General features: G+C 37.7%; 22 protein-coding genes, 1 pseudogene and 1 CRISPR repeat array. Of the genes and pseudogenes, 6 read left to right on the top strand and 17 right to left on the bottom strand.

The window, feature by feature from the left end; genetic code table 11:
* The 10 genes from D8803_RS05625 to cas6 form a co-directional block, all read right to left on the bottom strand.
* Entirely contained in the window at positions 1-819 is an 819-nt protein-coding gene (locus tag D8803_RS05625; protein WP_131200514.1) for a Cof-type HAD-IIB family hydrolase, read from the bottom strand.
* On the bottom strand, positions 819-1,610 hold the full coding sequence (locus tag D8803_RS05620; RefSeq protein WP_131200513.1) for a Cof-type HAD-IIB family hydrolase: 792 nt from the start codon (positions 1,608-1,610) through the stop codon (positions 819-821). Before D8803_RS05620 ends, D8803_RS05625 begins: the two co-directional genes overlap by 1 nt.
* A gap of 812 nt (positions 1,611-2,422) precedes the next feature.
* Positions 2,423-3,919 (bottom strand): hypothetical protein, encoded by a 1,497-nt coding sequence (locus D8803_RS05615; protein WP_131200512.1) that lies wholly within the window; start codon positions 3,917-3,919, stop codon positions 2,423-2,425.
* An 86-nt stretch (positions 3,920-4,005) separates the two neighbouring features.
* Positions 4,006-5,688: a CRISPR direct-repeat array (repeat unit 25 nt; unit sequence GTCTCAATTCCTTATAGGTAAGGTA).
* 287 nt (positions 5,689-5,975) lie between these two features.
* Positions 5,976-6,788 (bottom strand): type III-B CRISPR module RAMP protein Cmr6, encoded by an 813-nt coding sequence (gene cmr6, locus D8803_RS05610; RefSeq protein ID WP_131200511.1) that lies wholly within the window; start codon positions 6,786-6,788, stop codon positions 5,976-5,978.
* Positions 6,789-6,790: 2 nt separating this feature from the next.
* Positions 6,791-7,225 (bottom strand): hypothetical protein, encoded by a 435-nt coding sequence (locus D8803_RS05605; RefSeq protein WP_223805111.1) that lies wholly within the window; start codon positions 7,223-7,225, stop codon positions 6,791-6,793.
* Positions 7,206-7,919 carry an RAMP superfamily CRISPR-associated protein gene (locus tag D8803_RS05600; protein ID WP_131200509.1) on the bottom strand — a complete coding sequence of 238 codons (714 nt, stop codon included), beginning with the start codon at positions 7,917-7,919 and terminating at the stop codon, positions 7,206-7,208. The genes D8803_RS05605 and D8803_RS05600 overlap by 20 nt, the downstream gene beginning before the upstream one ends.
* Before the next feature lie 10 nt (positions 7,920-7,929).
* Complete coding sequence (locus D8803_RS05595; protein ID WP_131200508.1) at positions 7,930-9,201, bottom strand: hypothetical protein; 1,272 nt, start codon at positions 9,199-9,201, stop codon at positions 7,930-7,932.
* The gene (gene cas10, locus D8803_RS05590) at positions 9,201-10,838 is read right to left on the bottom strand and encodes a type III-B CRISPR-associated protein Cas10/Cmr2 (protein WP_131200507.1); all 1,638 of its coding nucleotides are present in this window, start codon (positions 10,836-10,838) and stop codon (positions 9,201-9,203) included. The genes D8803_RS05595 and cas10 overlap by 1 nt, the downstream gene beginning before the upstream one ends.
* A complete protein-coding gene (locus D8803_RS05585) occupies positions 10,839-12,035 on the bottom strand; it encodes a hypothetical protein (protein WP_131200506.1) in 1,197 nt (398 codons plus the stop codon). It abuts the gene before it with no gap.
* A 9-nt stretch (positions 12,036-12,044) separates the two neighbouring features.
* Positions 12,045-12,773 (bottom strand): CRISPR-associated endoribonuclease Cas6, encoded by a 729-nt coding sequence (cas6, locus tag D8803_RS05580; protein WP_084973617.1) that lies wholly within the window; start codon positions 12,771-12,773, stop codon positions 12,045-12,047.
* 1,034 nt (positions 12,774-13,807) lie between these two features.
* On the opposite strand from cas6, the pseudogene D8803_RS05575 reads away from it, so the two are divergent.
* Positions 13,808-14,206, top strand: a pseudogene (locus tag D8803_RS05575) (site-specific integrase); the annotation flags it as partial.
* A gap of 71 nt (positions 14,207-14,277) precedes the next feature.
* Positions 14,278-14,577 (top strand): YbaB/EbfC family nucleoid-associated protein, encoded by a 300-nt coding sequence (locus D8803_RS05570; protein WP_000981527.1) that lies wholly within the window; start codon positions 14,278-14,280, stop codon positions 14,575-14,577.
* A 46-nt stretch (positions 14,578-14,623) separates the two neighbouring features.
* Here D8803_RS05570 and D8803_RS05565 read toward each other — a convergent pair whose 3' ends face one another.
* The 7 genes from D8803_RS05565 to glmU all read right to left on the bottom strand — a co-directional run bounded on the left by D8803_RS05565 (position 14,624) and on the right by glmU (position 20,604).
* Positions 14,624-16,387: a glycerophosphoryl diester phosphodiesterase membrane domain-containing protein gene (locus D8803_RS05565; RefSeq protein WP_131200505.1), complete on the bottom strand. Its 1,764-nt coding sequence runs from the start codon at positions 16,385-16,387 to the stop codon at positions 14,624-14,626.
* Positions 16,388-16,395: 8 nt separating this feature from the next.
* Positions 16,396-16,986 (bottom strand): 3'-5' exonuclease, encoded by a 591-nt coding sequence (locus D8803_RS05560; RefSeq protein ID WP_061416777.1) that lies wholly within the window; start codon positions 16,984-16,986, stop codon positions 16,396-16,398.
* 81 nt (positions 16,987-17,067) lie between these two features.
* Positions 17,068-17,562 (bottom strand): chromosome segregation protein RocS, encoded by a 495-nt coding sequence (gene rocS, locus D8803_RS05555; RefSeq protein WP_061416776.1) that lies wholly within the window; start codon positions 17,560-17,562, stop codon positions 17,068-17,070.
* Between the two features lie 76 nt (positions 17,563-17,638).
* Positions 17,639-18,331 carry a 5'-methylthioadenosine/adenosylhomocysteine nucleosidase gene (locus tag D8803_RS05550; RefSeq protein WP_131200504.1) on the bottom strand — a complete coding sequence of 231 codons (693 nt, stop codon included), beginning with the start codon at positions 18,329-18,331 and terminating at the stop codon, positions 17,639-17,641.
* A gap of 15 nt (positions 18,332-18,346) precedes the next feature.
* Positions 18,347-18,658: a cell wall synthase accessory phosphoprotein MacP gene (macP, locus tag D8803_RS05545; RefSeq protein ID WP_061416774.1), complete on the bottom strand. Its 312-nt coding sequence runs from the start codon at positions 18,656-18,658 to the stop codon at positions 18,347-18,349.
* Between the two features lie 11 nt (positions 18,659-18,669).
* Complete coding sequence (locus D8803_RS05540; RefSeq protein ID WP_061416773.1) at positions 18,670-19,215, bottom strand: NUDIX hydrolase; 546 nt, start codon at positions 19,213-19,215, stop codon at positions 18,670-18,672.
* 9 nt (positions 19,216-19,224) lie between these two features.
* Entirely contained in the window at positions 19,225-20,604 is a 1,380-nt protein-coding gene (gene glmU, locus D8803_RS05535) for a bifunctional UDP-N-acetylglucosamine diphosphorylase/glucosamine-1-phosphate N-acetyltransferase GlmU (protein WP_131200503.1), read from the bottom strand.
* Positions 20,605-20,762: 158 nt separating this feature from the next.
* Between glmU and D8803_RS05530 the strand changes: the two genes are divergently transcribed.
* The 4 genes from D8803_RS05530 to D8803_RS05515 all read left to right on the top strand — a co-directional run bounded on the left by D8803_RS05530 (position 20,763) and on the right by D8803_RS05515 (position 23,617).
* On the top strand, positions 20,763-21,563 hold the full coding sequence (locus tag D8803_RS05530; RefSeq protein ID WP_131200502.1) for a glycoside hydrolase family 25 protein: 801 nt from the start codon (positions 20,763-20,765) through the stop codon (positions 21,561-21,563).
* A gap of 106 nt (positions 21,564-21,669) precedes the next feature.
* On the top strand, positions 21,670-22,512 hold the full coding sequence (locus D8803_RS05525) for a DUF368 domain-containing protein (protein ID WP_061416770.1): 843 nt from the start codon (positions 21,670-21,672) through the stop codon (positions 22,510-22,512).
* Positions 22,512-22,994: an aminoacyl-tRNA deacylase gene (locus D8803_RS05520; protein ID WP_061416769.1), complete on the top strand. Its 483-nt coding sequence runs from the start codon at positions 22,512-22,514 to the stop codon at positions 22,992-22,994. The genes D8803_RS05525 and D8803_RS05520 overlap by 1 nt, the downstream gene beginning before the upstream one ends.
* Positions 22,994-23,617: a histidine phosphatase family protein gene (locus D8803_RS05515; RefSeq protein ID WP_131200501.1), complete on the top strand. Its 624-nt coding sequence runs from the start codon at positions 22,994-22,996 to the stop codon at positions 23,615-23,617. The genes D8803_RS05520 and D8803_RS05515 overlap by 1 nt, the downstream gene beginning before the upstream one ends.
* Positions 23,618-23,713: the final 96 nt, after the last annotated feature.

The following is a 23,713-nucleotide window of genomic DNA, read 5'->3' as shown; positions in this document are numbered from 1 at the left end:
CTAATTCTCCTTTAGCACGTATTCTTCGATAGCCCAGGCAACGGCTTCCTCGTCGTTGGTCATCGGGGTAATCACATTGGCAACTGCCTTAACTGCTGGAACTGCATTTTGCATGGCAACTCCCAGACCTGCCCACTCAATCATGGAAAGGTCATTTGCCTCGTCACCACAGGCCATAACTTGACTTTGATCGATTCCTAAGTGTTTAATTAATTTTGCTAAACCTGTCGCCTTGTGGACGTTTTTAGGGGACCATTCCAATAGCATTTCACGCGATTTGAAGATTTCATATTGATCAAACAATTCTGGAGAAATCTGTTGAATCGCTGCATCCAAAGGTTCTTGGGCAAAGGCGGTCACACATTTATTATACGTCACCTGACTAGATAGATCTTCAAAAGCGACTGGCACGAAAGTCAGAGCTGGATTAAACTTAGCATAGAGACTTTCTTGGTCCGACCGGATTTGATAGACTGTTCCTTCTGAAATGGCATCTAACGGTAAACCTAGTTTTTCAGTTTCCTCGTACAATCGTGTCACATCGTCGATTGAAAAGACTGTTTTATCGAGAATCTCCCCTGTATTTTTCTGAACAAGCCCTCCATTAAAGGTGATGGTGTACTCATCCTCCTGTCCATCTGTTCCCAACTCCTTGAGAAAGAAATCCATAGCCTTCAGAGGACGACCCGTTGTCAGTACGACCCTGATGCCACGATCACGCGCAGCTTTGAGGACTTTCTTAGTTCGATCTGTCAGCTTTTTATCCGTTGTCAGTAAGGTACCATCCAAATCGAGTGCAATCAATTTAATATCTGCCATTACAAGTCCTCCATATAAGCCATCACTGACTGGTCCTTGTGGTGGCCAATCACTGTTTCTGCTAATTCTAAAATCTCTGGTCGCGCATTTTCAGGTGCAATTGGATGCCCGACGACCTGCATCATGTGAAGGTCATTGAGGTTATCTCCAAACGCCATAACCTGGTCCATGGTTAGACCAAGTTTTTTGGCTAACTCAATAATAGCCACACCCTTATCAACGTAATCCAAGACAATGTCAATAGATTCAAAACCTGTTGTCATGGCTTTCACACCAGAAACGTTTTCGTTGACCCAGGCCTCTCCAGCTTCTATCGTTTCTTCAGTAAAGTTAGTAGTGAATTTAAAAATCTCATCCGTGATATCTTCCAAACTCGCTACTTTTTGAATATTTTCATTGTAGTGACGGCTAAACATCAGATAGGTCTCATCCACAGTGTCCAATACATAACAAGCTTTTTTCCCAGTCAGGAGCATTTTGTTTTCATCAAAATAGGGCGATTTCTTCAAAGCTTCAAAAGTGCTCAAGTAAAAGTCTCGAGACATGGTAGCCTCATACATATCCTCCCCATGAAACTCAACATAGCTCCCATTTTCAGCTATAAAAATCACTTCATCACGCACATCCGCAAACAACTTTTTCAGGGACAGAATACCACGACCTGAAGCCACTGCAAAATAAATCCCCTTTCCCTTGTAGGAAACAAGCAAGTTTTTGAGGCGTTCCATATCAAATCGACCCTCTCCATCTAGAAAGGTTCCATCCATATCGGTTGCTACAAGTTTAATCATAAAATCCTTCATACTCCAATTGATAAATCTACCTTCTATTATACCATAGATAAGCTGAAAAAGTATCAGTACAGTAGGATTGACTACTGGATAGTAGGCCTTTTTCGGTAAATGAAATAGAACAGAATGTTTTTAATTTAACCTAATAGACCAATAAATATTCGCAACACTATCACGAAGTAACAAAAAAACTGACCAGCCATCTAACTTAAACTCTATACTATCATGGTTGAAACACGGAAAAAACTCTCCTACTAAGAGAGTTTTTCTTGATAATTTTTACAAAACAAAAAGCGAACAAATTCTCAGGCTTCCCAGCAGACAAGAATTTGCTCGCTTTTTTGGTGCCTTGGAGACAGACAAAGACACACAGCCAATTCCTTATAGGTAAGGTAGAACTTAAAGGCTATAACATGGATTATGATACATTAAGTACATATTCAGGTTTGTCTCAATTCCTTATAGGTAAGGTAGAACGGAGGTATAAAAATGAAAAGAACTTTTATGAAAGACAACACACGTCTCAATTCCTTATAGGTAAGGTATTACTGTACCATGTGCTCTCAGATGCAGGACGTACAGATGTAATCAATAAAAGTCTCAATTCCTTATAGGTAAGGTAGAACAGACCTATTTACAGCTTCCTATGGATTCACGAAGTATGACTGGTCTCAATTCCTTATAGGTAAGGTATTACAACAGCATTTTCACTGTTTCTAGATTGATTGTATCAAAAAATAGGGCTTTTTTCAAGATTTCAAAACCTTGGCCACGCGTTTGCGATGCACATCGTATGTCAAGATAATATACATTTATTTTCGCTTTTTGAAATAGAAGAAACAAATTGTCGAAAGAAGGAAACAAATTGTCAGAAGAGAAATGAGCAAAGTAAGCCAAGATGAATAGGTCAGACTCAGATCACATATTGTCAAACAATTATCCTGCAGTTCTTTGATATTCGGAATAGCTGCTAAAGCAAGACTTAAAACAGTCAGCATTAATACTCTGCCATTCAATTTATTACTTGATTCTGTCTGGCTGATAGCATGCAGTTCACTGATTTGACTGTCCAGGAGATTGATATGCTTCTCGATATAGAGTGAGGTTTGTAGCAATTCATAGATTTCCACCGCCTGCTCCTGCGGGCACAGCTCTGGAAGCAAAAATTGATTTTTAAAGGTCGTGTAAGCCTTTTGCAGCTTCAGTTTATCCGAAACTCTAGCATTGACCCTATCCCCCGCATCCTTGGAATACTTCAAAATACCAATCCTCTGACTGAGCGTGATCAAAGCCAAGTCCAGATATTCCGACAAAAAGTAACCTTTTAGGAAAAATTCAGGAAAAACAGAACCACTCATAAAAATCATGGAATGCTGGCTGGCCATATAAAGGCTTCCCTCAGCTGACCACCTCGTATAGAGAAGCTTTTCCAGCTCTGCCTTCAGCATATCTCGACTCAGACATGTTGAATCTCCCTTATCAACGTATAAAATACTAAAAAGAAGCTTCATCTTTTCTAAACTTTGATCCGAATCATCAAAATTCGCCCAATTCGCCGTTTTATAAATCAAGTCCTTTACATCAGGAACCATCATGTAGCTCACCACATACATGCGGTCATCAATGATGATCTCCAGATGAGGCTTAGACTCAAACTGCGAGATATCCTCTGGGAATATCGCTTCCTCAGGCAAGCCAAAGAAATCCTGTAAGATTTCTTTCGGAGCCGACATGATCCCATATGAAGAAATTAAGCCAGATGGCTGTGGAGCCTCATCAATTTTTTCGCTCTTAATCAGCTCAATATTATTAGGTGAGACTAAATCACACAGCAATGGAGTCAAAAAAGGAGCATAGAGATGACGACCATACTGGTTGATGTTTTTAATATCTTCCAATTTATCATAGAGACGATTTTCCATTGAGAAAATCAGGAAACCTGCTTCTAAATTTGGTAAATAACGAAGCATGATATAGTCAAGCGTCAGGTCATAACACTCAAGTTTGTCAATTTGATTATAATAAGAAATCCGATACACATCACCTTTTTCTAAGCCAGTATAAGCATAGTTTGTGACTAGCTCAGGATTGCGGAAAATCAGCTCCTCTGCTTCTTTATTAAAATATCGGCGATAAGCGTACTTTAATCGCTCGCTTTTTTCACCATCTTCTACGTTCAGATAGGGGAGTTCATTGGCATCTTGGCTGAGTTTCTTCCAATTGGAAGACTTCGGAAAAGACTCCAGCCCCTTGGCCGCAAAGGGCAAAACAAAGATATGGTGACTATATACAGATTGACTCTCAGACATAAACAACCTCCGATAAAGACATTCAACATGAAAGCACTTCCAATATACCACAAAAAACTTGCTCTCGCAAGTTTTTTCAGTTGAAGCAACCAATTCCTTATAGGTAAGGTATAACGATCAAGAGGAGCTAGAATATCTTCAAGGTATTCTAAATAAAGTCTCAATTCCTTATAGGTAAGGTATTACGTTCCAATGGAAGAACGAATTGCAGTCAAATCAGAATTGACGGCCTCAATTCCTTATAGGTAAGGTATTACGTAGTATTGCTATTTACACTCATTGGAATTTATCAGAAAAAAGTCTCAATTCCTTATAGGTAAGGTATTACAGATGACTCATTAAAGGCAGGCAACTTTCTTTCAGAAACAGAGTCTCAATTCCTTTTAGGTAAGGTATTACGTGTATATGGATGTGAAGTATATGAAAATCCTGATAATGGATAGTCTCAATTCCTTATAGGTAAGGTATTACTCGACTACGATTTCTTCAACAAACCATTTAAAGTTCAAAACGTTGAGTCTCAATTCCTTTTAGGTAAGGTATTACGGGTTCCGAAAGAAAACATCGAAATCCCTAAGCCGAAGAAGGTCTCAATTCCTTATAGGTAAGGTATAACGATATTTGGAGAAAGACAGGCGCTATTTCTAGAGGACTAATAAGTCTCAATTCCTTATAGGTAAGGTATTACTATTCCGAGAAGGTGCTAGTAAATATCTTGGGACTCTAACGTCTCAATTCCCTATAGGTAAGGTATTACTTATATCAGTGCGATCAGCAGCCTTGGTCGTGCCTTATATGCGCACGAGTCTCAATTCCTTATAGGTAAGGTATTACCTATTATATCACAAAGGAGACAGAGAGTGAGCAACTCAATTCCTTATAGGTAAGGTATAACGGAAGTAAACCCTTGGGTGGCTGAGAAAGTTATTCCACAAATGGAAGTCTCAATTCCTTATAGGTAAGGTATAACGACAAGAACAAGATCAAAGAAGATAAGATCCGTCCAATCATCAAAGAGTCTCAATTCCTTATAGGCAAGGTATTACCTGAAGCCATCCAAAATGCAGAGAAGAAAGTGGAAACTGCAAAAGCAAGTGTGTCTCAATTCCTTATAGGTAAGGTAGTACGATTTCATTTTTGGTGATACGAAGGACTTGGTGGTTAAGTCTCAATTCCTTATAGGTAAGGTAGTACAGTTGACCACTCAAACCAAAGATGGTCAGTGGTTGAACACTAATATGTCTCAATTCCTTATAGGTAAGGTATTACTGACGTCTGATGTGGCTCAGATTATCAAGGGAGTGAATCCTCTTAAGTCTCAATTCCTTATAGGTAAGGTATAACCAAGGTCAAGATCAAAAACCGACTCCTGAAAAACCTGACCAAGGGTCTCAATTCCTTATAGGTAAGGTAGAACCGAAAGTGCAAGTGATGAAAACAAGTCAACAGAGTTTGCGTCTCAATTCCTTATAGGTAAGGTATTACGTGAAGTCTGCAACAGAACTGGAATTGTCGAAGATAAGTCTCAATTCCTTATAGGTAAGGTATAACCAGGAACTTTTCCTTGTAGTGTTTGCAATCAAACTGGAAAAGTTAAGTCTCAATTCCTTATAGGTAAGGTATTACCAGCAAGGCTGTGAACTGGAAAGGCTTTTCGTAAAAGATGAAAAGCTTCGGTCTCAATTCCCTATAGGTAAGGTATTACCAGATTTTCAAATCAAAAAATTTTTGGAGGTAGAACCTTGTCTCAATTCCTTATAGGTAAGGTATTACAACAGCATTTTCGCTGTTTCTAGATTGATTGTATCAAAAAACAGGGCTTTTTTCAAGATTTCAATGAAAAAAGTCGATCGATCTTTTTTGTCCTAGCGCCCTTGCCAACTAAGATTGAACTCCTGTACAATAGCTGACTTCACTCGTTTCTAAGCTCTTTGTAAATGCGTTCTTATATTCAGGCTCCTTAATATGAACAAGCTCCTCTATACCTTTTTGAGCTATGTGAGTTGCGTGACTCCCTCAGATACGATTTGTAAATACCCTTGTCGATGGACCACTACTACTCTAACTGTCCGAAACCAACATTCGTTTTAGCGCCAATGCCTACATCAGTCAAGATAGTTTTAAATAACTCTATTTTTTCTTTAACCGTAATTTGAACTCCATCCGAAAGCTGACAATCTTTCAGATAAAAGCCAAATTCAAAAGAGATTCCAGGCTTAACCTTCAGACAGTTGATTGGAATAGGATTCTTGATGATGTCACTATGAGGCGTAATGAATTCCAACGCTAAACACTGTTGCTTCGTATTTTTTTTAGAGGTTGGACAGGGATAAGCATCTAAAAAGACATCATTATCTTCGAAAATATCATCTTTCAAGCCATAAACTTCTTTATCAGAAAGTCCTGGTTTAAGAAGTGACTTAATATACTCCATCTTTTGTTGATTAATATCATCTTTGGTATCTTCTTTCCTAGGAAAGACGCTTTTCAGTATCCCTTTGACAGAGGAGCCAGGTATATAGGGCAGTCCAGTCACATAATCAAAAGAAAAACCAGAATAAATAGAACCCTTTGATTTCAAATCATGGGGATTGCCCGTTCCTATCATGAGACCAGGATAAATAGTTTCCAAAGAAAAGGTTTGGAAACTTGCTACACCTTTTGAAACATTTTTCAAATGCTCCAGAGGTGATAGAGAAAGGTCAAATTTAAAATCCTGCAAAGCCATATTTCTCTCACGAAATTGCTCCTCACTAGATTTTGATCCACCTAGTTCATAAACTAAACCTGATGCTCCTTTCTGCTCTTTTAAGCCGTCAAAATATTCATGATAGTAAATATAAGACATGTTTTTTGAATTAAACATCATCCTTACCCTCCATTTTTCTCGTCTTCCTTGACTTTTTTATCCTTTGACTCAATTTCAAACAAGTTTAACCCTAGTTTGATCGCAATGGCTGCATGCAATACATCCTCTTTAATGGCGAAACTCTCATTATCATTTTTGAACGATGTGACATAGTCAAACAAGGTGTCTACCGTAATAGCTACGTTTTCTCCCTTAATAGCTACGTTTTCTCCCTTCAAAACTTCCAAAATCATAACAGGTAGCTTGGTACGATCTTCTTTGGCATTTTTTGATGCAGCCGAATAGTAGGCAACTGCTGCAGGGAGGCTTCCCATAGTAACCGCCGCTCCAAAAGAAGCGATATAGCCTCTAAACTCATTTGGAATTGGCTCCGTAAGCTCTTTTTTAATCACCTCAACAGCAATAGGAAGCAACCGATTAATTCTGTTCTTGTCCATTGTTTGCTCCTTCTTCATTTCTTGAAATCACTTTAATAACCTTGCAAAGTCCATAACCTACAGAAGCATTTGCACCAAACTGGATGATTTTCTCTCTCACCGAATCTGTAAAAATCTCTAAAAGGTTTTCTGACTCACTGGTTGAAGCCACCACTGCAAAATAGAAAATCGATTTGTGGGGCACAACTTCCTCATACCACAAATTAGTTTGTTCTCCGACACTATTCCGAGCAATTACTGGTAAACCATATTTTTCAAAGCAAGAATTATCTTGGTCTAGAGTTATCTTCTCATCTCCGCCCTTTATATCTGCTATTGAAATATTTTCTAATTGAAAATTTTTAATCATTTGCTTGAAATCTTTACAGGCTGTTTCTGGAGCGTGTATTGAATATGGCTTGTCCCCACCACTTATCGAACGAATTGGCAGGGCTAGTAGATTCGCGCTAAGAAATTTTAATGCTCCTGAAGTAGTAACCTTACTACTTTCCGAACCGAATATTTCATTAATGTTCGACAAGTCGTTTTCTTCAAAGAAGGCCCTCAGAGCACCTTTGACACCTGAAGAGTTGATCGTCGGAAATCCCGTCACAACATCTCGCTCCACTTCGTTATCAATGATGTTAAAATTAACATCTCCATTTCCTACATGCAAATTTGTTAAACATTCAATGACAAAAATTTTTGCTTTCATTTTTTACTCCTTACTCCCCTGTAATTTTATAAATAGTATTATAACCTGCTGGCTCTAAACCAGTTTTTACCGAAATAGCATCATCACCATAAAAGACGCTCCCTGCCTTATAAAGAAGGTTAGAACCTTGTAAATCAAGTCCTTTCAGACGATTTTTACTAAGGTCTGTATGAAGCTGGCGAACTAGTTTTTCCTCTAAAATCGCAAAGCCCTTAACATCATCTAACAGGCACACATCTGATAGGCAGTATTGCCAAGTCTGACCCTGTGGAGTATGCTTCTGGAGATGCTCTGTGATTTTACTTTCTAAATCATTTTCCGATTCTTGAACAGAAACCTTGAAAAGAGAACCCTTCTGTCCCATTGAGACAAGTCCGTCCGTCAACTGAACACCCTTTTCCATCGTCACATAAACCGCAAATTCGTAATCTTTCTGTAGCTGATGTACCTCTCGCTTAAATAGACGGTCAGCATCAAAATTTCGGGTTAGTTTCTCTAATTTTTCTTGAAAGTGATTTTTTTTCTTTTTGTTGTGCTTTTCTAACAAATCCATAAAATCATTTATAAACTCGGTTAAACTAAGATTGCTGTTCCTATCTAAATTAGAAACTTCCTGTTTCATATCTTCATTCACAAACGACTTACACAATTCTCGAAGATCTTGCTTCAGCTTCCCCAGATCATTCTGCGTAACACGCCTTACACCAGTCGCTACCTTAGTACTAAATATATCTTCGGCTGCTTCTAAATGACCTGTGTTAATATTGTAATAGCCATCCCCATGCCCTTCTTTAGGATTATATTCCTTAGATTTAAGCAGAGCGATTTCACCAAAACTAGTTGGCAGTGTAATTTCTTCCTCTAGTATCATTGGTTCAAACTGAGCAATCCCCTCTCTCCCCTGCTTGTTGTTAAAAGGATTTGGTATGACGATTTCCTTACTATTTTTACGCAGAAAGATGGGAGAGATTTTTTCTAATTTTCCGAAACCTTGTACACCTCCATTTAGAGAAAAGCTCTTCTCTCCGATTAGAGCTTTGATTTTATCTCGCGTATTCTCATCATAATGAAAATCCTGCTTCAGCTCAATCCCATTACTGACTAAGATAAGATAGCGTATCATCCCAAAGACTGTGGACTGTTCAGGAACGCGATTAGTGCGGATAAAATAAGGAGCGTATTCATCCTCCGAATAGTTATTTTTACCGACAAAGCTAAAGCGTCTATCTGAACCAAAAGAATAGTCTCCTAGCGGTCTAAACGTCACAAGATAGTCTGTCATCATTTACCTCCCTGCCAAAACTTTACCAAAAATAAAATAGCCTGCAACTCCTTGGTATAGTATTCTCCTATAGTCATCTTTCGCTTTGTACAAATTCCATCAACCTTGTCTTTCATATCTACCATATCTTGATATTCTTTCAAATAGTTTTCATAGAAAAATTTAGCTATTTCGTCAAGATAACTATGATAGGCCAACTGGTTAGGATTGTTAAAGTTATTTAAAAATCTTATTTTATATTCTTGAAAGTCAAATACATTCTGTGCAGTTTTCTCAAATAACAACTTAAAAATAATTTCTGTATCCTGTAGATTATAGAGGACCGATTCCAGTGCTTGATCGTTCGTATTTACTCGATATTTTATCAGATTATCTATGGCCTCCAACTTCTCATTTTCCACCATCAATTGAACGGTTTTTCCGCTGTGTTTTACCAACTCTATCCCCAGACGATTACCTCCACTGATTTCACTACCATTCGGACGTTTACCGCAACTTTCTTTAGCCTTATAAAGTTGAACTCTAGCTCTTTCCAGCGCTTCATATAGAGGATATTTGACATACTGAACAGCAACACCAAAAGACAAGCTGACATTGATACTATCATCTGGCAGATTTACTTCTTCCAGACCTTTCTTCAATGTTTTTTTGAACATTTCGTCCAATTCACGACATAAGGAAAAAAGAGAGTAAACAGGAGCAATAAACAGTAAATCATCCCCACCAGCATAAATAGTCATCCCCCCATATTTTCCGACAAGTTTAGCCGCTTCACCAGCATAGTCTAAACAAGCCCTCGAAAAAATGTTTATCCTATCAGATTGTTCAGAAATATCTACATCTCTACATAAAGCTTTCAAAAGAGTTCCGACCTTATCTCCATCTGAATTAACGACTGCATAGTATTCGCTTCTGGTCGGTGTTACCCCACCATCAGGAATCTCTTCAGAGGAGTTTTCCTCTTTCTTTCGAGATAGAGCAATGTCTTCAATTGATTTTAAATCGGAACTATCATCTGGAAGTTTTATAACCAACTGACTATTTGGTTTGGTATCTGTAAATAGCTTACTTCCCTTAATATAGACATTCCGATTGTCTTTCTTACCTGCAAAGAATGGAGCAAATAGATTCATATCTGTTCTTCCCTTACCCGCTGCCATCAGCTCCAATGCATCCAAAGCATCATTCAGTATTATAACTATATTATTTCCATCTTTTTCACTTTTTCCTATAATTTCGTTTATAGTTTCTTCATTAAAAACAACAAAATCAATTCTCAGATACTTATCGACAAAAACACTAAAATCCTTTGCATTAAACAGTCCGAATTTATCAGCCATTTCCTTCTTCGCTTCTGAAATTATATTCTGCAATGCTTCCTCGGTTGCTGTATTACCATCAACTGAAAGTAAAATCCGATCATGGTAACGACCAATACCATCTTCTTGTGGATTTTGATTATTATTAGAGTCATAAAACGGTGAAAAAATCTTAACAGCTGGAATCTCAACAAGCTTTTCACAGAGTTTCTTTGTCACCGTTGAGAAAAAATAACTGCCAAACCACAAACCTGCCGGAGAGATTGCCTCTCCAATAGTTTTAAAAATCGGACCGATTGTTATACCTACATATTTCATTTATTCATCTCCTTTGGGGTGGTATTTAACTATTTGTGGACCTTTGATTTTATTCACTTCTTTATTATAATAACTAACGGCCTCTTCTAAAAAATCTTCTAAACAAAAGTCATTTGATGCTGGGGTATCTAATTTTAGTTTCTCTGGCTTTGATTTTGGCTGAATACCATGAGCGTGCCCCCTTTTTTTATCAAGTTCATAGGTAAATACAAATTCTTTTTCCCATATCCTCTCATCAATTTTTTTAGGAATAATATAAATAATCTTATTAATAACCTTAAACGTTAAAGGAGAAGGGAAACGTTCGATAGTTTCATCAGCATGTGAAATTTTAATATTCACATCAACTGCACCACCTTTTTGCCTTCTTTGATCCTTAAAAGCAAAGGAAGAAGATAGACCAAGCAATGCTCTAACGTAACACTCTTTATGGCTATTAATTTTGGGTTCCTGTTTTACTTTGTTTTGATTTGAAGCGTATGGATGATCTATTATTTCTGTTTTTAAAACAACTTTTTCATTTTTTATTCCCTTCTCATTCATATGTATAAACAAAAAACCTTTTATATATTCCTTATGATTAATCCCTCCTTTAATAATCTTATAGAAGTTTTCAATAATCCTAAAAATCTTTTTTATTGCTTCAAACTTAGCTAACTTTCCAACTAGCTTATTACAATCTATCTTATATAATGTTTTTAAGCCAAACTCTTCCATTAAGATTTTTTCAATATTTTCTTGCTCAACCTGATCATTTTTCTCAGAATCAATTGTGAAACTGCCATATCCTTTTCCTTGGGCAGCTCCAAAATTTGTCACTATGAAAAAGTTTTTGATATGCTTAACTATCAATTTCTGAAGAATAGGATCAAAACAAGTAATGACTATTCTTGGATTAGTTATAACCATTCTTTTTTGGTCCTTAGCATAATAGAGAGGGATATCAACATATTCATCTGCAACTTTTTCATCTATCACCTCTTTCTTTTTTTCTATAAACTTCATCTTATAAGGTAACAGTTCATAGATTGCAAGTTCCTCAGGTTCCTTCGTCCAAATATATTTATCAAATTTCGGCTTCACTTCACTAGCCCTAAGAGTAGCCCCTTTAGCATTCGTACTAGGTTGGAAATGAATGATTGGCGCATGACATTTTAAGTCAAGTTCTAACTTACAATTCCTAAATTCCATATCCATTTTATCCTCCTATTCTTTAATTACAAACATTCCGAATCCCATCGAATTCTTCTCACCAAGCCCAACTTGATAGAGGAAATCCAATACCTCCGCATCTCCTCTTATCTCAAATTCTCCTTTCCAACCCGTTATGAGATAGTCTTTGTATTTGGTAACAAATTTATTCTTTAAAGAAAAATTTATCGGCTCTATATCAAATCTACCTGTCGGTACTTTATGATAATAAGCTTGATATTTCCTCGCAAAATTCTCCATGATTCTGTTCTTAAATTCCGTATCAAACGGATTGTAATACAATGTTTTTTTGGTGTCAGCATCTGTAGAACGAACCACCAAGGGAGAAATCATCCGAATCTTATAAGAAGTCCCCGTTAATTTCTTCTGTTCAATTTTTACATTTAAAATTTTTACAAGGTTTCGACCAATTCGCAATTCATCTAGATTTGACAAAGCCTCTGCAATAGTGAATAAAATGGATTGATCAATCGTTCTAATTTCAAAACGCACCTTATCAAGAAACTCTATTTGTTTTCCTCGCATTTTATATTGACCTTGCAACAATGAAAATGTAAACAACTTAAAATGTTTATCCTCTAACTGATAGCCCCTCTCATGAAGTTGCGCAGATAAGTCTTCCTTATTTTTCAATAAATTATAAATCATCGATTGAAGAAGGTAATTATAGTTTACTGGCAAGATAAACTGATCAATTTTTTGCAGTTCAATTAATAATTGCATCCTAGATTCCTCCCTGAATTAATACACATCTTCTTATATTATAGATATTACAAAATTTTGTAACCGCTGTCAAATTATATTGTTACATTTTATCATCTTAAATCAACTGTGAAATCACTGCTTGCTCTTCAAATCAAATAAATAGTGCTACAACTTGTTGATACCAATAATTCAGGATTCAAAAATATTGCAGTAGATTTAGCTAATACAAAATTAAAATAGACGAGAATAACTTAGCAGTTAGTTTGTTTGTTCATAAGAATCAATCTATTAATTTGTTAAACTTCTCAAATATTTTAATTCATCAGCATTGAGTTTCTACTGATAAAGGAACTGAACCATTATATGAATTCTACATGCAGCCAATATCATATGCTTAATTCAAATAGTAATTTTTAATATACGAACGATGAATACAACAATTTGCTAGTGAGTCATCGTATTCAACATTCAAATGGTGATAAAGACTTTCCACACGATAATAACAATTTTGAATCATTTTATACAACAATCACAGTATTGGGTATAAAGACTTTAAAGCTGAATTGTTTAGTTACCTAAACTTCTTCATCAAAAGATGACTAACCTTCAAATTTTTCCAAAAATGTGTTTAGAATATAGACAAAATGCATGTTTTGCTCTTGTTACAAATGGAAGAATGAACGAACTAGTTTGTGAAGCTTTATATAATTTATAATAATAAAAGAATTGGACGTATTTCAGTAAGTTCTATTGGGGAAAATTTGGCTTTTCAATAGAGTTCAAAAATGATATAATCAATAGTGTACTTCAATGATACTGTCTCAACCAAAGCTAGTGAGTTAATATTAGCCACGATTTCAGTAAACTGACAGGTGAGAGAATATGTCATAGAAAGCGAGGGAACCTCCACAAGAGTAAAGTTCAAGTAATACGAATCTAAGTATAGACTTCATAGCTTAACCAAGTAACATTTAAAATATCTGTTGAGTATCTTTGTGAGATTTCTACGTAAGAAAATATTTTAAAAGAGGATAAGCGTGGTGCTTTTTATACGTCGAATTTACATTCATAAAGCATTCGTTCAAGAACTAACGCAATGGAAAGAAAAACAAGCTCACCTATTAGTAGAGTTTACGGACAATACAGAAAACTTACAAATCTTTCAAGACAGTCCTTTACAACTGACTGCTCCAATGGTTTCTAATCAAAAGATTAAATTGAAAAAAAGAATACCTGCGTCATTAAAAATGATTCGTAATCACGATTTCCGACACTCACATGCAGCGTTTCTAATTTCAAAAGGACTCAGAAACGGTGAGGGAAAAGATTCTATATTTTTTACACTTATGAAATGACTTGGACACAGTAGCATTAATACAACTATCAACATCTACTCGCATTTATTCCCAACTCAACAAAAAGAAGTCGCCAATGCTTTTGACAACTTCTAGGGCAAAAAATGGCAAAAAAATTTATAAAACAAGGCACAAAGCCTTGATACGAAAGGAATCTTAAAAATCTTATGATGAACATGCAAAACATGATGCGCCAAGCACAAAAACTTCAAAAACAAATGGAACAAAGTCAAGCAGAACTCGCTGCTATGCAATTTGTTGGAAAATCTGCTCAAGACCTTGTCCAAGCGACCTTAACTGGAGATAAAAAAGTTGTTAGTATTGACTTCAGTCCAGCAGTTGTAGATCCAGAAGACCTAGAAACCTTGTCTGATATGACCGTTCAAGCCATCAACGCTGCTCTAGAACAAATCGATGAAACGACTAAGAAAAAACTAGGTGCTTTCGCTGGAAAATTACCATTCTAATCACCTACAGAAAAAGGAGGAAGGTTCACTTCTCCTTTTTTCTATGTTAGAAATTAAAGAACTCCGTAGCTTTTTTCAAAAGGAGATCGGTGTATTCTGGATCTTCCTGAGCTGCTGCTAAAGTCTCCTGTAGCATTTCCATGTCATCTGTAATCATCCCATCAACTGACAGCTGCAGCGATTTATCAAATGCGTCAGAGCTATTGATGGTCCACACGTAAAGCTTTTGTTCTGTATACCAAAGTTTCGTGACAAAATATTCATCCAATGTTGAATACTCCATGGTATAGCCAGTTGCCTTGGTTTTTGGGAAAATACTATTATAAGGCAAGATGAAATAAGCTGGAATAGTCGAATCATATTTCAAAACTTGGTCAATCACATGATAGTCTAGTGATTGCATCTGATGACCATACTGCTTGATAATCGTTCCATACTTCTCTAGAAAACGTTCCATCATTCGTGGACTGTCTTTTTTACTGGTTTTGATTTCAATCAACAATCTTTGATGAAGTTCATTCGCGCGATTGAGATAGTCATCAAAACTAGATATCTTGGTTCGATAGCCATTTTCAGAAATATCTAACCCTGTCAACTCCTCCAAAGTCAAGTCTTGAGGACTGGCGTTGATACCTGCTAAGTTCTTAAGATTGGCATCATGCATCATCACAAACTGACCATCTTTGGTCTCCTGCACATCCATTTCAATCAAATCTGGTTTCAGTTGCGTTGTTTTTTCCAAAGACTGTACAGTGTTTTGTACACCATTTTTATTTGAAACACCCCTATGTGAAATGACTAAAGGGGTATTTGTCACAGGAGCTTCCAGATAGATATAACCTTCCAGCGCAAAAAAGATACTAGCGCAGCCCATAACTCCCCATCTCATCAAATGGTCTTTTTTTCTTCTTGGCATAATCTCCAGTTCCTCACCAGTCAAAAAGGAGACAAACTTAACAAGGAAATAGGTCAAGGCCATATAGTGGATGTTTTTTATCAAGACAAAGTTGATAACTCCAAGAATCAGTGATTCTTTCTGTGTTAAATTGTCAATTACAATCTGTCCTATTAGCAAGGGAGTCAAGAGAAGGAAGAAAAAGAGATAGGTTTTAATAATAATGAGTAGCAAGTTCCAAGCATAAAAGAGAACTTGTTTTTTTGTCTTTTGTAGGCTATATTTTACTCCTTCTCTCACAGTTCTCTTTTCAAAGAGAATCTTCGGAAGGGCAAACATGAGTCGGACAGACACATAGAGCAAAATCCAAGCAGAGGCAAAAATCATCAAGCCCACTAGCCAGTACTTGTCTTCCAGATAAGTCACAATAAAGTCTGGAATAACGATTTTATTTAAGTAATAAATTTTTAAAATTTTCCTGATGAAAGGAAAGAGCATGGCTACGTAGAAGAATACAAAGGCCATCTTACAGAAGCTCAAGCGTTTCATGAACAGAAAACTTTGCTGGAAAACTTTGCGACTGTACTCAATCAAGGTTCTCTTTTCGTGGTAGAGAAGGTGACGCGCCCCAATAAAGAGGAGGCAAATCTGGAAATAGGCCACCAAAAGATTGATTACAATCAAGACGAGAAAGGCCAGACTGATTAAAGGAGAACTCGTGATAATGGCAAAAATATTATTGTAAGAAATAAACAAATATCCCGTCTGGCTGAGTAAAAGACCAGCAAGAAAAGAATTGAGAGGTAACCACAGATATTCCACCATCATGAAAATTAAGAAAAAGAGGAAGAGAACTTTATCTAGGTTGAGGTAAATTTTCCTAAAACCTAGTTTTTTAGGTTTTTCAGGTTTCATAGGCACTCCTAGTCTAGAAATTGAGATAAATCTAGCCCGCCAAAGGGATTCATGGATAGATTACTCTGTTCTTCTAATAATAGTTTTCCTTCATCCGACTCCAAAAAGGCTTCATAAACACGCGCCGTCATGCGGGCATCTGCTAAACTATTATGCGATTGACCTTTAAACCCTAAAAAATTCGCCACAGTTTGCAGTTTGAGATTAGCTATGCCGTGTAGGTCGGAACTACGGCGTTCAAAAGCCTCATCATATAGGTCTACCTTATACTGGTCACGATAGTCCAAGCCATGCTCCAAGAGAATAGGCAAATCACTCTTGACTGCATTGTATCCAACGATAGGTGAATTGCCAACAAAAGCCTGAAAGTCTTTTAAAACTTTTTCTACTTTTGGCGCATCTTTCAAGGTTTCAGCTGTAATTCCTGTCAAACCATTAATAAAACTCTTTAAAGGCACGCTGGTATGGACATAAGAATCAAAGGCACCTATCTCTTGACCATCTTGAAAGTGAATTGCTGATACCTGAATTAAATGGGTAACTCCTTCGTGTTGATTGAATTCTAAGTCAAAGGCGATATAGTCTCTTAATTTTTCCATCTTTTACCTCAATTACGACTCAATTTAAACTATAAATAAGAAAAGAAGCTATTAGGTTAGTGAATAACCCAAACAGCTTCTTTATTTTCCTCCAAATAGGCGAGCAAAAAAGCCTTTTTTGGTTGCTTGGACTTCTTCTTTTGCTTGGTCCAACTCTAGTTTCAAACTTTCTTGATCCTTCATTGCTTGAAGAGTCAACTGTTGCTGTTGGTCCAACTGTTTGTCCTTTTCAGCAATCTGGCGATCTTTGATGCGCATCTGCTCATCTTTTTCTGCTAACTGCTGGTCTTTGGCCTTGAGTTGCTCATACAATCGAAGAATTTCAGCATTTTTCTCATCGACCAAGATTTCCATCAGTTCCCGTTGTTTGACATCTTCACTGACTGGTTCATCTTCAAAAATTGTTTTTTTATAGATTTCTTCTAGCTTAATCAAGCCACTTCGAGTAACTACTGTTACACCTTTGTCATTTTTTTTCGTGTCTTCTTCGGGAAGTTCTTTAACACGATTGTTGATTGCCTGACGAGATAGTCCTAAGACATCTGCAATCTCGCTGACGGTCATTTCAATACTCATAATATCCTCTGAAACGTTTTCTAGCTTTTCTTTATTTAAATCTTATCATAAGCTAGATAAACTGTCAAATTTCCGCTTAATTCAAGGCCTTTAAAAAGGCTAGTAAGACTTGGGCCGAACGACGTCCAGCTTCGATAATAAACTCATCAAATGAGATAGAGGCTTCGTGATTGGCATTGTCACTCATAGCACGAATGACGAGGAAAGGTAGGTCAAGAGCCTGAGCCGCCTGAGCAATGGCCGCCCCTTCCATCTCCACTGCTAAAACTTCAGGGAAGTGAGATTTGATACTAGCAATCTTATCATCTCCAGCTATAAAACTGTCCCCTGTAGCAATCAAGCCTAGGTGCCAGGTCTGTTCTACTTGAGATAAACTTTCTTGAATCCTAGCGATGAACTTCTTATCGGATTCAAAGTAAAGAGATTGACCAGCCATTTGGCCATAAGCATAACCAAAAGCAGTCACATCCACATCATGGTAGACTAGTTTGTCCGCAATCACTACATCACCGACAGCAATCCCTTCTGCAAGAGCACCTGCTGATCCTGTATTAATAATGGCTTCTACTTGGAAATGATCAGCTAACACCGCTACACTCATAGCCGACATAACCTTCCCAATCCCACTCTGAACTAGAACGACTTCTGTATTGCCAACAGTGCCAGTGTAGTAGGTATTTCCCATGACTTGGACTTCTTGAGGTTTATCCAAATTCTGAGTCAAATGTATCAACTCTTCTGGCATGGCAGCAATGATTCCAATTTTCATTTCATTTCCTTTCAATTACAAGAGTTTCATTGCTAAAATTAACAAAATCAAAAGTAGGATGACTGCAAACAAGATGCGATTGAGTTTCGAATTAAAAACATTTCTCTTAGTATTCTCAATGCGGCGACTTTTATGAATCGTTGGTTCTACTTCGATTGTAAGTGTATCTTGACTAAAACCGTGGTCTCTAGAACGTGAATAACCAAAATGTTGTGAAGGCGTTGGTAGGATCTTTGTTTCCTCATCATCTTGAAGAGGTGGTCCTGAGATTTTCTCACCTCGGTTGGCACGTTCAATCATTTCGTCTGTTAATAAAGGTTTTCCCATGGGTTGCTCCTCTATTTCTTTTGTAGTTCCCAGTACTGAATTGCCATGATAGTCTTGGCATCACAGATATGACCTGACTGGATCAGGTTCTTTGCTTCCTCTAGACTGACTTCTAAAACTTCCAAGGTTTCATCATCATCTTGTGGGCGAGGATTTTCCACCTTGACCAAATCACTAGCGAGGTAGAGTTTTAGTTTTTCATTACAAAATCCAATCGCAGAATAGAAATCATATAAAAGCTCTAACTTAGCAGTGTAGGCAACCTCTTCTTCCAATTCACGAAGGGCAGCTGCCATTGGATCCGCATTTTCACCAGTTTCCAGTTTTCCTGCGGGAATCTCATAAGAGACAGCCTCAATAGCCTTTCGGTATTGCTTAACGAGGACAATTTTGTCCTCGGCTGTCACGGCTAGTACACAAACAGCTCCATTGTGAAAAATCAAGTCACGTTGGGCAGTTCCCTTTCCTTCTGGTAGTTCCACCTGGTCTTGTACCAGTTTGAAAATAGGACCTTGGTAGATTTCTTTTCGACTAAGCGTTTTTTCTTCAAATTCCATGACAAACTCCTACTGGTTCTTGGGATGATGAGGCAAGCGAGTTGCGTACTCATCTTTGTTAACTTGTCGTCCACGACCGATAGCAATAGCATCAGCAGGAACATTCTTGGTAATAGTTGAACCCGCTCCAACCAGAGAATTATCCCCAAGTTCTACAGGAGCAATAATAGTTGAGTTTGATCCAACAAAGACATTATTGCCAATGACAGTTTTGTATTTATTTTTGCCATCGTAGTTGACTGTAATAGTTCCGGCACCGAAATTAACGTTGCTACCCACTTCACAATTTCCAATATAAGTCAAATGACCCGCCTTGGTATTTTCACCGATTGAAGAACCTTTAACCTCAACAAAGTTACCAATGTGAACTTGGGCAGCTAGGCTTGAACTTGGACGAATATGGGCATAGGGACCGACTGTCACACCGTCCGCAACTGTACTTTCCTCAATCATGGAGTTGGTAATCACAGCTCCAGCCCCAATGGTGCTATCCACGATATAAGTTCCATTTGTTAAAATAGTCTCCGCACCAATCTTCGTTTGACCTTTCAAGGTAACGTTGGCTTCAATTTGGACTTCAGGAGCAATCTCGACATCAATGTCAATGTAAGTTGCTTCTGGATTAACAAAGCTGACACCATTAACCATGTGAGTATGATTGATACGGCGACGCATCACTGCTTCCGCAGTCGCAAGAGCCACACGGTCGTTTACCCCAAGACTTTCATCAAAATCCTTGAGAGTATAGGCGCCAACCTTCTCACCCGCATTACGGAAAATACCAATCACATCAGTAATATAGTATTCTCCTTGGGCATTGTTGGTGTTGATATTTTTAAGGGCTTCAAAAAGACGTTCATTGTCAAATACATAAGTTCCTGTATTGATTTCCTTGATTTGTTTTTCAAAATCAGTGGCATCTTTCTGCTCGACAATGCGAAGAACTTCAGCATTATCGTTGCGGACAATTCGACCGTATCCGAAAGGATCTGCCGCTTCGGCTGTTAAAATAGTCGCCACATTTTTGTGATTGATATGGAAATCCAAGAGGTTTTTCAAGCTTTCACCTGTAATCAGAGGAGTATCCCCAGCGATAACCAAGGTGTGCCCAGTGCGATTTTGGAGAATGGGCTCTGCCATCATGACAGCATGCCCTGTTCCTAGTTGTTCTGATTGGGTAACAAAGTCTGTCTGACCAGCCAAGACTTGCTCAACTAGCTCCGCCTTGTGACCAACTACAGTAACTGTTTTTTCAGGTTGAATAGCACCAACACTACGAAAAACGTGTTCCAACATCGAAATTCCTGCTACTTTATGAAGTACTTTGGGAAGATCTGATTTCATGCGAGTACCCTTACCCGCTGCTAAAATAATGGCATAATTTGACATACTATTCTCTTTTCTGTAAAAATTCCCTTATATTATACCATAATTTTACTTTTAAAGAACAAACAAACAGGTGCTTTCCTGAAAATCTCCCCTACTTGTCTACATTTCTAGACTGTTTCCTTTGATTTTTTTAAATTTTTACGATAAACTAAATAAATATGAGAAAACAAATTCATCCAGCTATTATTTTTAGTTTATTTGGAATTTTCATAGCGATTTTACTCCTCAATAGACCAAGTTTTGAGGATCATCCTATCAAAACAAAACCAAATGCTCTTCAAGTTGAAACACAAGCCTTGCATAATCTTGACAAACCCATTATCGACGTCTCTGGTTGGCAAAGACCTGAGGAGATTAACTACGACACCTTATCTCAAAACATTTCTGGTGTTATCGTTCGCGTGCACAATGGGGCTCAGCACACTGAAACAAATGATGCTGCCTTTATCAATGGTGTCGATAAAGCTTATAAAAATCACATATCAGAATTCCAAAAACGGAATGTCCCTGTGGGGGTTTATGCCTATGTAGCTGGAAAAAGTAAAGAAGATATGGAGAAGGCCGCTGAAGTTTTCTATAATGCTGCTTCTCCCTACAATCCTAGCTACTACTGGTTAGATGTTGAAGAAAAAACAATGTCTGATATGAATGAAGGTGTTGAGGCCTTTCGCGCCAAACTGGCAGCTCTCGGCGCTAAAAATATCGGCATCTACGTTGGGGTTTACTTCATGCAAGAGCATAGTATCAATACAGAAAAGTTCACTGCTATTTGGATCCCTTCCTATGGAACAGACTCAGGTTATTTTGAAACTAAACCAAATACCGATCTGGACTACGACCTCCACCAGTACACTTCTAAGGGGAGAATTGCAGGATTTGAACATCATTTGGACATCAATTTGATTTCTACTGCTAAAGAGAAGGAAGAAACCTTCCGAAAATTATTTTTGAGACCATAAGACAAGTGAAAATAACAAACTTTTTCACTTGTTTTTTCATTTTCTCCCCGTCTGTGTTATAATTGATAGCATAGAGAAAGAATTTTATGAAATTGAGGATCTTATTATGTTTTCATGGATTGCACGAGTTATTAAAGGAATCGTCATCGCATTAGGGTTTATCCTACCAGGAATTTCTGGCGGTGTTTTAGCAGCTATTTTAGGAATTTACGAGCGAATGATTGGCTTTCTGGCTCATCCTTTTAAAGATTTTAAAGAGAATGTCCTATACTTTATCCCAGTAGCAATCGGGATGTTGCTAGGGATTGGTTTGTTTTCTTATCCAGTCGAATATTTGTTAGAAAATTACCAAGTCTATGTTTTATGGAGTTTTGCAGGAGCTATCATCGGTACAGTTCCTAGTCTCCTTAAAGAATCTACTCGAGAATCTGATCGTGATAAGATTGACCTAGTCTGGTTCTGGACTACCTTTATCCTTTCAGGAGTCGGGCTCTACGCGCTAAACTTTGTTGTTGGTTCACTCAGTGCAAGTTTTGCAAACTTCATCCTAGCGGGTGCTCTTTTAGCTCTTGGTGTCTTGGTCCCTGGTCTAAGTCCGTCAAATCTACTTTTGATTTTGGGACTGTACGCTCCTATGCTGACTGGTTTTAAAACCTTTGATTTATTTGGAACCTTCATTCCTATCGGAATTGGTGCAGGAGCAACCCTCATTATCTTTTCAAAATTGATGGATCACGCCTTGAACAACTACCACTCCCGTGTTTATCACTTTATCATTGGTATTGTGCTTTCAAGTACTCTCTTGATTTTGATTCCAAATGCTGGAAATGCTGAAAGTATCCAATACACTGGACTTTCTATTGTGAGCTATGTACTCGTTGCCTTCTTCTTTGCGCTTGGCATTTGGCTTGGTATCTGGATGAGTCAATTGGAGGATAAGTATAAATAATGGCAAAGAAAGTCAAGATTAAAAAAACCTTGGTCGAACAAATCTTGACCAAGGCGGGTATTGAACACACAGGCATTCAAATCAACGCGCTTGAGGGTGAACTACCTTCGGAATATGATCGAACTCATATCTTTAAAACCTTGGCTCTTTTGGGAGACAAGACAGGACCAATTATCGGAATCGTTCCCTTAACAGAACACCTCGCTGAGAAAAAACTAGCAAAGGTTTCTGGCAATAAAAAAGTGAGCATGATTCCACAGAAGGACTTGGAAAAAACGACAGGCTATGTTCATGGGGCTAATAACCCCGTCGGCATTCGCCAAAAACACAATTATCCCATTTTTCTCGATAAGACTGCTTTGGACTTGGATCAAATGATTGTCTCTGCTGGGGAAGTCGGGCATAGTATCATCATCCGACCTCAAGACTTGGCCAGCTTTGTAAAAGCGGATTTTGCTGATATCTTGGAGGAAAGTAAGTAATGAAACTCTATTTTGTTCGTCATGGTCGCACCCTCTGGAATCTTGAAGGTCGCTTTCAAGGTGCTAGTGGTGACTCTCCCCTTCTTCCAGAATCTATTGACACCCTAAAGCAACTTGGTCAGTATCTCAAGGAAATACCTTTTGATAAGATTTATTCAAGTGATTTACCTAGAGCGATTAAGTCTGCTGAAATTATCCAAAGTCAACTTCAGGCTCCTTGTACTTTAAAGAGCATTCCTGACCTGCGCGAATGGCAACTTGGAAAACTTGAAGGTTTAAAAATCGCAACGCTCAATGCCATCTATCCACGACAAATCAAGGCCTTTCGCTCTAATCTCGCTCAGTTTGATACGAAGATGTTTGAAGCTGAATCCCTCTACTCTACGACTCAGCGTACTATTCAATTTATCAAATCTCTGAAAGGAAGTCCGGCTGAAAACATTCTAATCGTCGGTCATGGTGCAAATCTCACTGCTAGCCTACGTACTCTTCTAGGCTATAAAGAGGCTCATCTTCGCAAAGATGGAGGCTTGGCCAATGCCAGTCTTACAATTTTGGAGACTGAGGATTTTGAAACCTTCACTCTTGAAAGATGGAATGACACTTCCTATCAAGAAAAATAATCGAACTTGATCCCAATGGTCAAGTTCTTTTTAGTTTTCAAAGAATATCCGTGAATTTCTTGACTATTTATGATAAAATGGGAGTATCGCAAAAAT

Source organism: Streptococcus oralis (genome assembly GCF_003943385.1).
GTDB lineage: Bacteria > Bacillota > Bacilli > Lactobacillales > Streptococcaceae > Streptococcus > Streptococcus oralis_CA.
Note: the sequence above shows the minus strand (reverse complement) of the source record. Positions and strands in the feature narration are given on the sequence as shown.

Bases quoted from the DNA above. Each gene is read 5' to 3' on its own strand.
- D8803_RS05625 (WP_131200514.1), bottom strand. From the start codon at position 819: ATGGCAGATATTAAATTGATTGCACTCGATTTGGATGGTACCTTACTG.
- D8803_RS05620 (WP_131200513.1), bottom strand. From the start codon at position 1,610: ATGATTAAACTTGTAGCAACCGATATGGATGGAACCTTTCTAGATGGA.
- D8803_RS05615 (WP_131200512.1), bottom strand. From the start codon at position 3,919: ATGTCTGAGAGTCAATCTGTATATAGTCACCATATCTTTGTTTTGCCC.
- cmr6 (WP_131200511.1), bottom strand. From the start codon at position 6,788: ATGATGTTTAATTCAAAAAACATGTCTTATATTTACTATCATGAATAT.
- D8803_RS05605 (WP_223805111.1), bottom strand. From the start codon at position 7,225: ATGGACAAGAACAGAATTAATCGGTTGCTTCCTATTGCTGTTGAGGTG.
- D8803_RS05600 (WP_131200509.1), bottom strand. From the start codon at position 7,919: ATGAAAGCAAAAATTTTTGTCATTGAATGTTTAACAAATTTGCATGTA.
- D8803_RS05595 (WP_131200508.1), bottom strand. From the start codon at position 9,201: ATGACAGACTATCTTGTGACGTTTAGACCGCTAGGAGACTATTCTTTT.
- cas10 (WP_131200507.1), bottom strand. From the start codon at position 10,838: ATGAAATATGTAGGTATAACAATCGGTCCGATTTTTAAAACTATTGGA.
- D8803_RS05585 (WP_131200506.1), bottom strand. From the start codon at position 12,035: ATGGATATGGAATTTAGGAATTGTAAGTTAGAACTTGACTTAAAATGT.
- cas6 (WP_084973617.1), bottom strand. From the start codon at position 12,773: ATGCAATTATTAATTGAACTGCAAAAAATTGATCAGTTTATCTTGCCA.
- D8803_RS05570 (WP_000981527.1), top strand. From the start codon at position 14,278: ATGATGAACATGCAAAACATGATGCGCCAAGCACAAAAACTTCAAAAA.
- D8803_RS05565 (WP_131200505.1), bottom strand. From the start codon at position 16,387: ATGAAACCTGAAAAACCTAAAAAACTAGGTTTTAGGAAAATTTACCTC.
- D8803_RS05560 (WP_061416777.1), bottom strand. From the start codon at position 16,986: ATGGAAAAATTAAGAGACTATATCGCCTTTGACTTAGAATTCAATCAA.
- rocS (WP_061416776.1), bottom strand. From the start codon at position 17,562: ATGAGTATTGAAATGACCGTCAGCGAGATTGCAGATGTCTTAGGACTA.
- D8803_RS05550 (WP_131200504.1), bottom strand. From the start codon at position 18,331: ATGAAAATTGGAATCATTGCTGCCATGCCAGAAGAGTTGATACATTTG.
- macP (WP_061416774.1), bottom strand. From the start codon at position 18,658: ATGGGAAAACCTTTATTAACAGACGAAATGATTGAACGTGCCAACCGA.
- D8803_RS05540 (WP_061416773.1), bottom strand. From the start codon at position 19,215: ATGGAATTTGAAGAAAAAACGCTTAGTCGAAAAGAAATCTACCAAGGT.
- glmU (WP_131200503.1), bottom strand. From the start codon at position 20,604: ATGTCAAATTATGCCATTATTTTAGCAGCGGGTAAGGGTACTCGCATG.
- D8803_RS05530 (WP_131200502.1), top strand. From the start codon at position 20,763: ATGAGAAAACAAATTCATCCAGCTATTATTTTTAGTTTATTTGGAATT.
- D8803_RS05525 (WP_061416770.1), top strand. From the start codon at position 21,670: ATGTTTTCATGGATTGCACGAGTTATTAAAGGAATCGTCATCGCATTA.
- D8803_RS05520 (WP_061416769.1), top strand. From the start codon at position 22,512: ATGGCAAAGAAAGTCAAGATTAAAAAAACCTTGGTCGAACAAATCTTG.
- D8803_RS05515 (WP_131200501.1), top strand. From the start codon at position 22,994: ATGAAACTCTATTTTGTTCGTCATGGTCGCACCCTCTGGAATCTTGAA.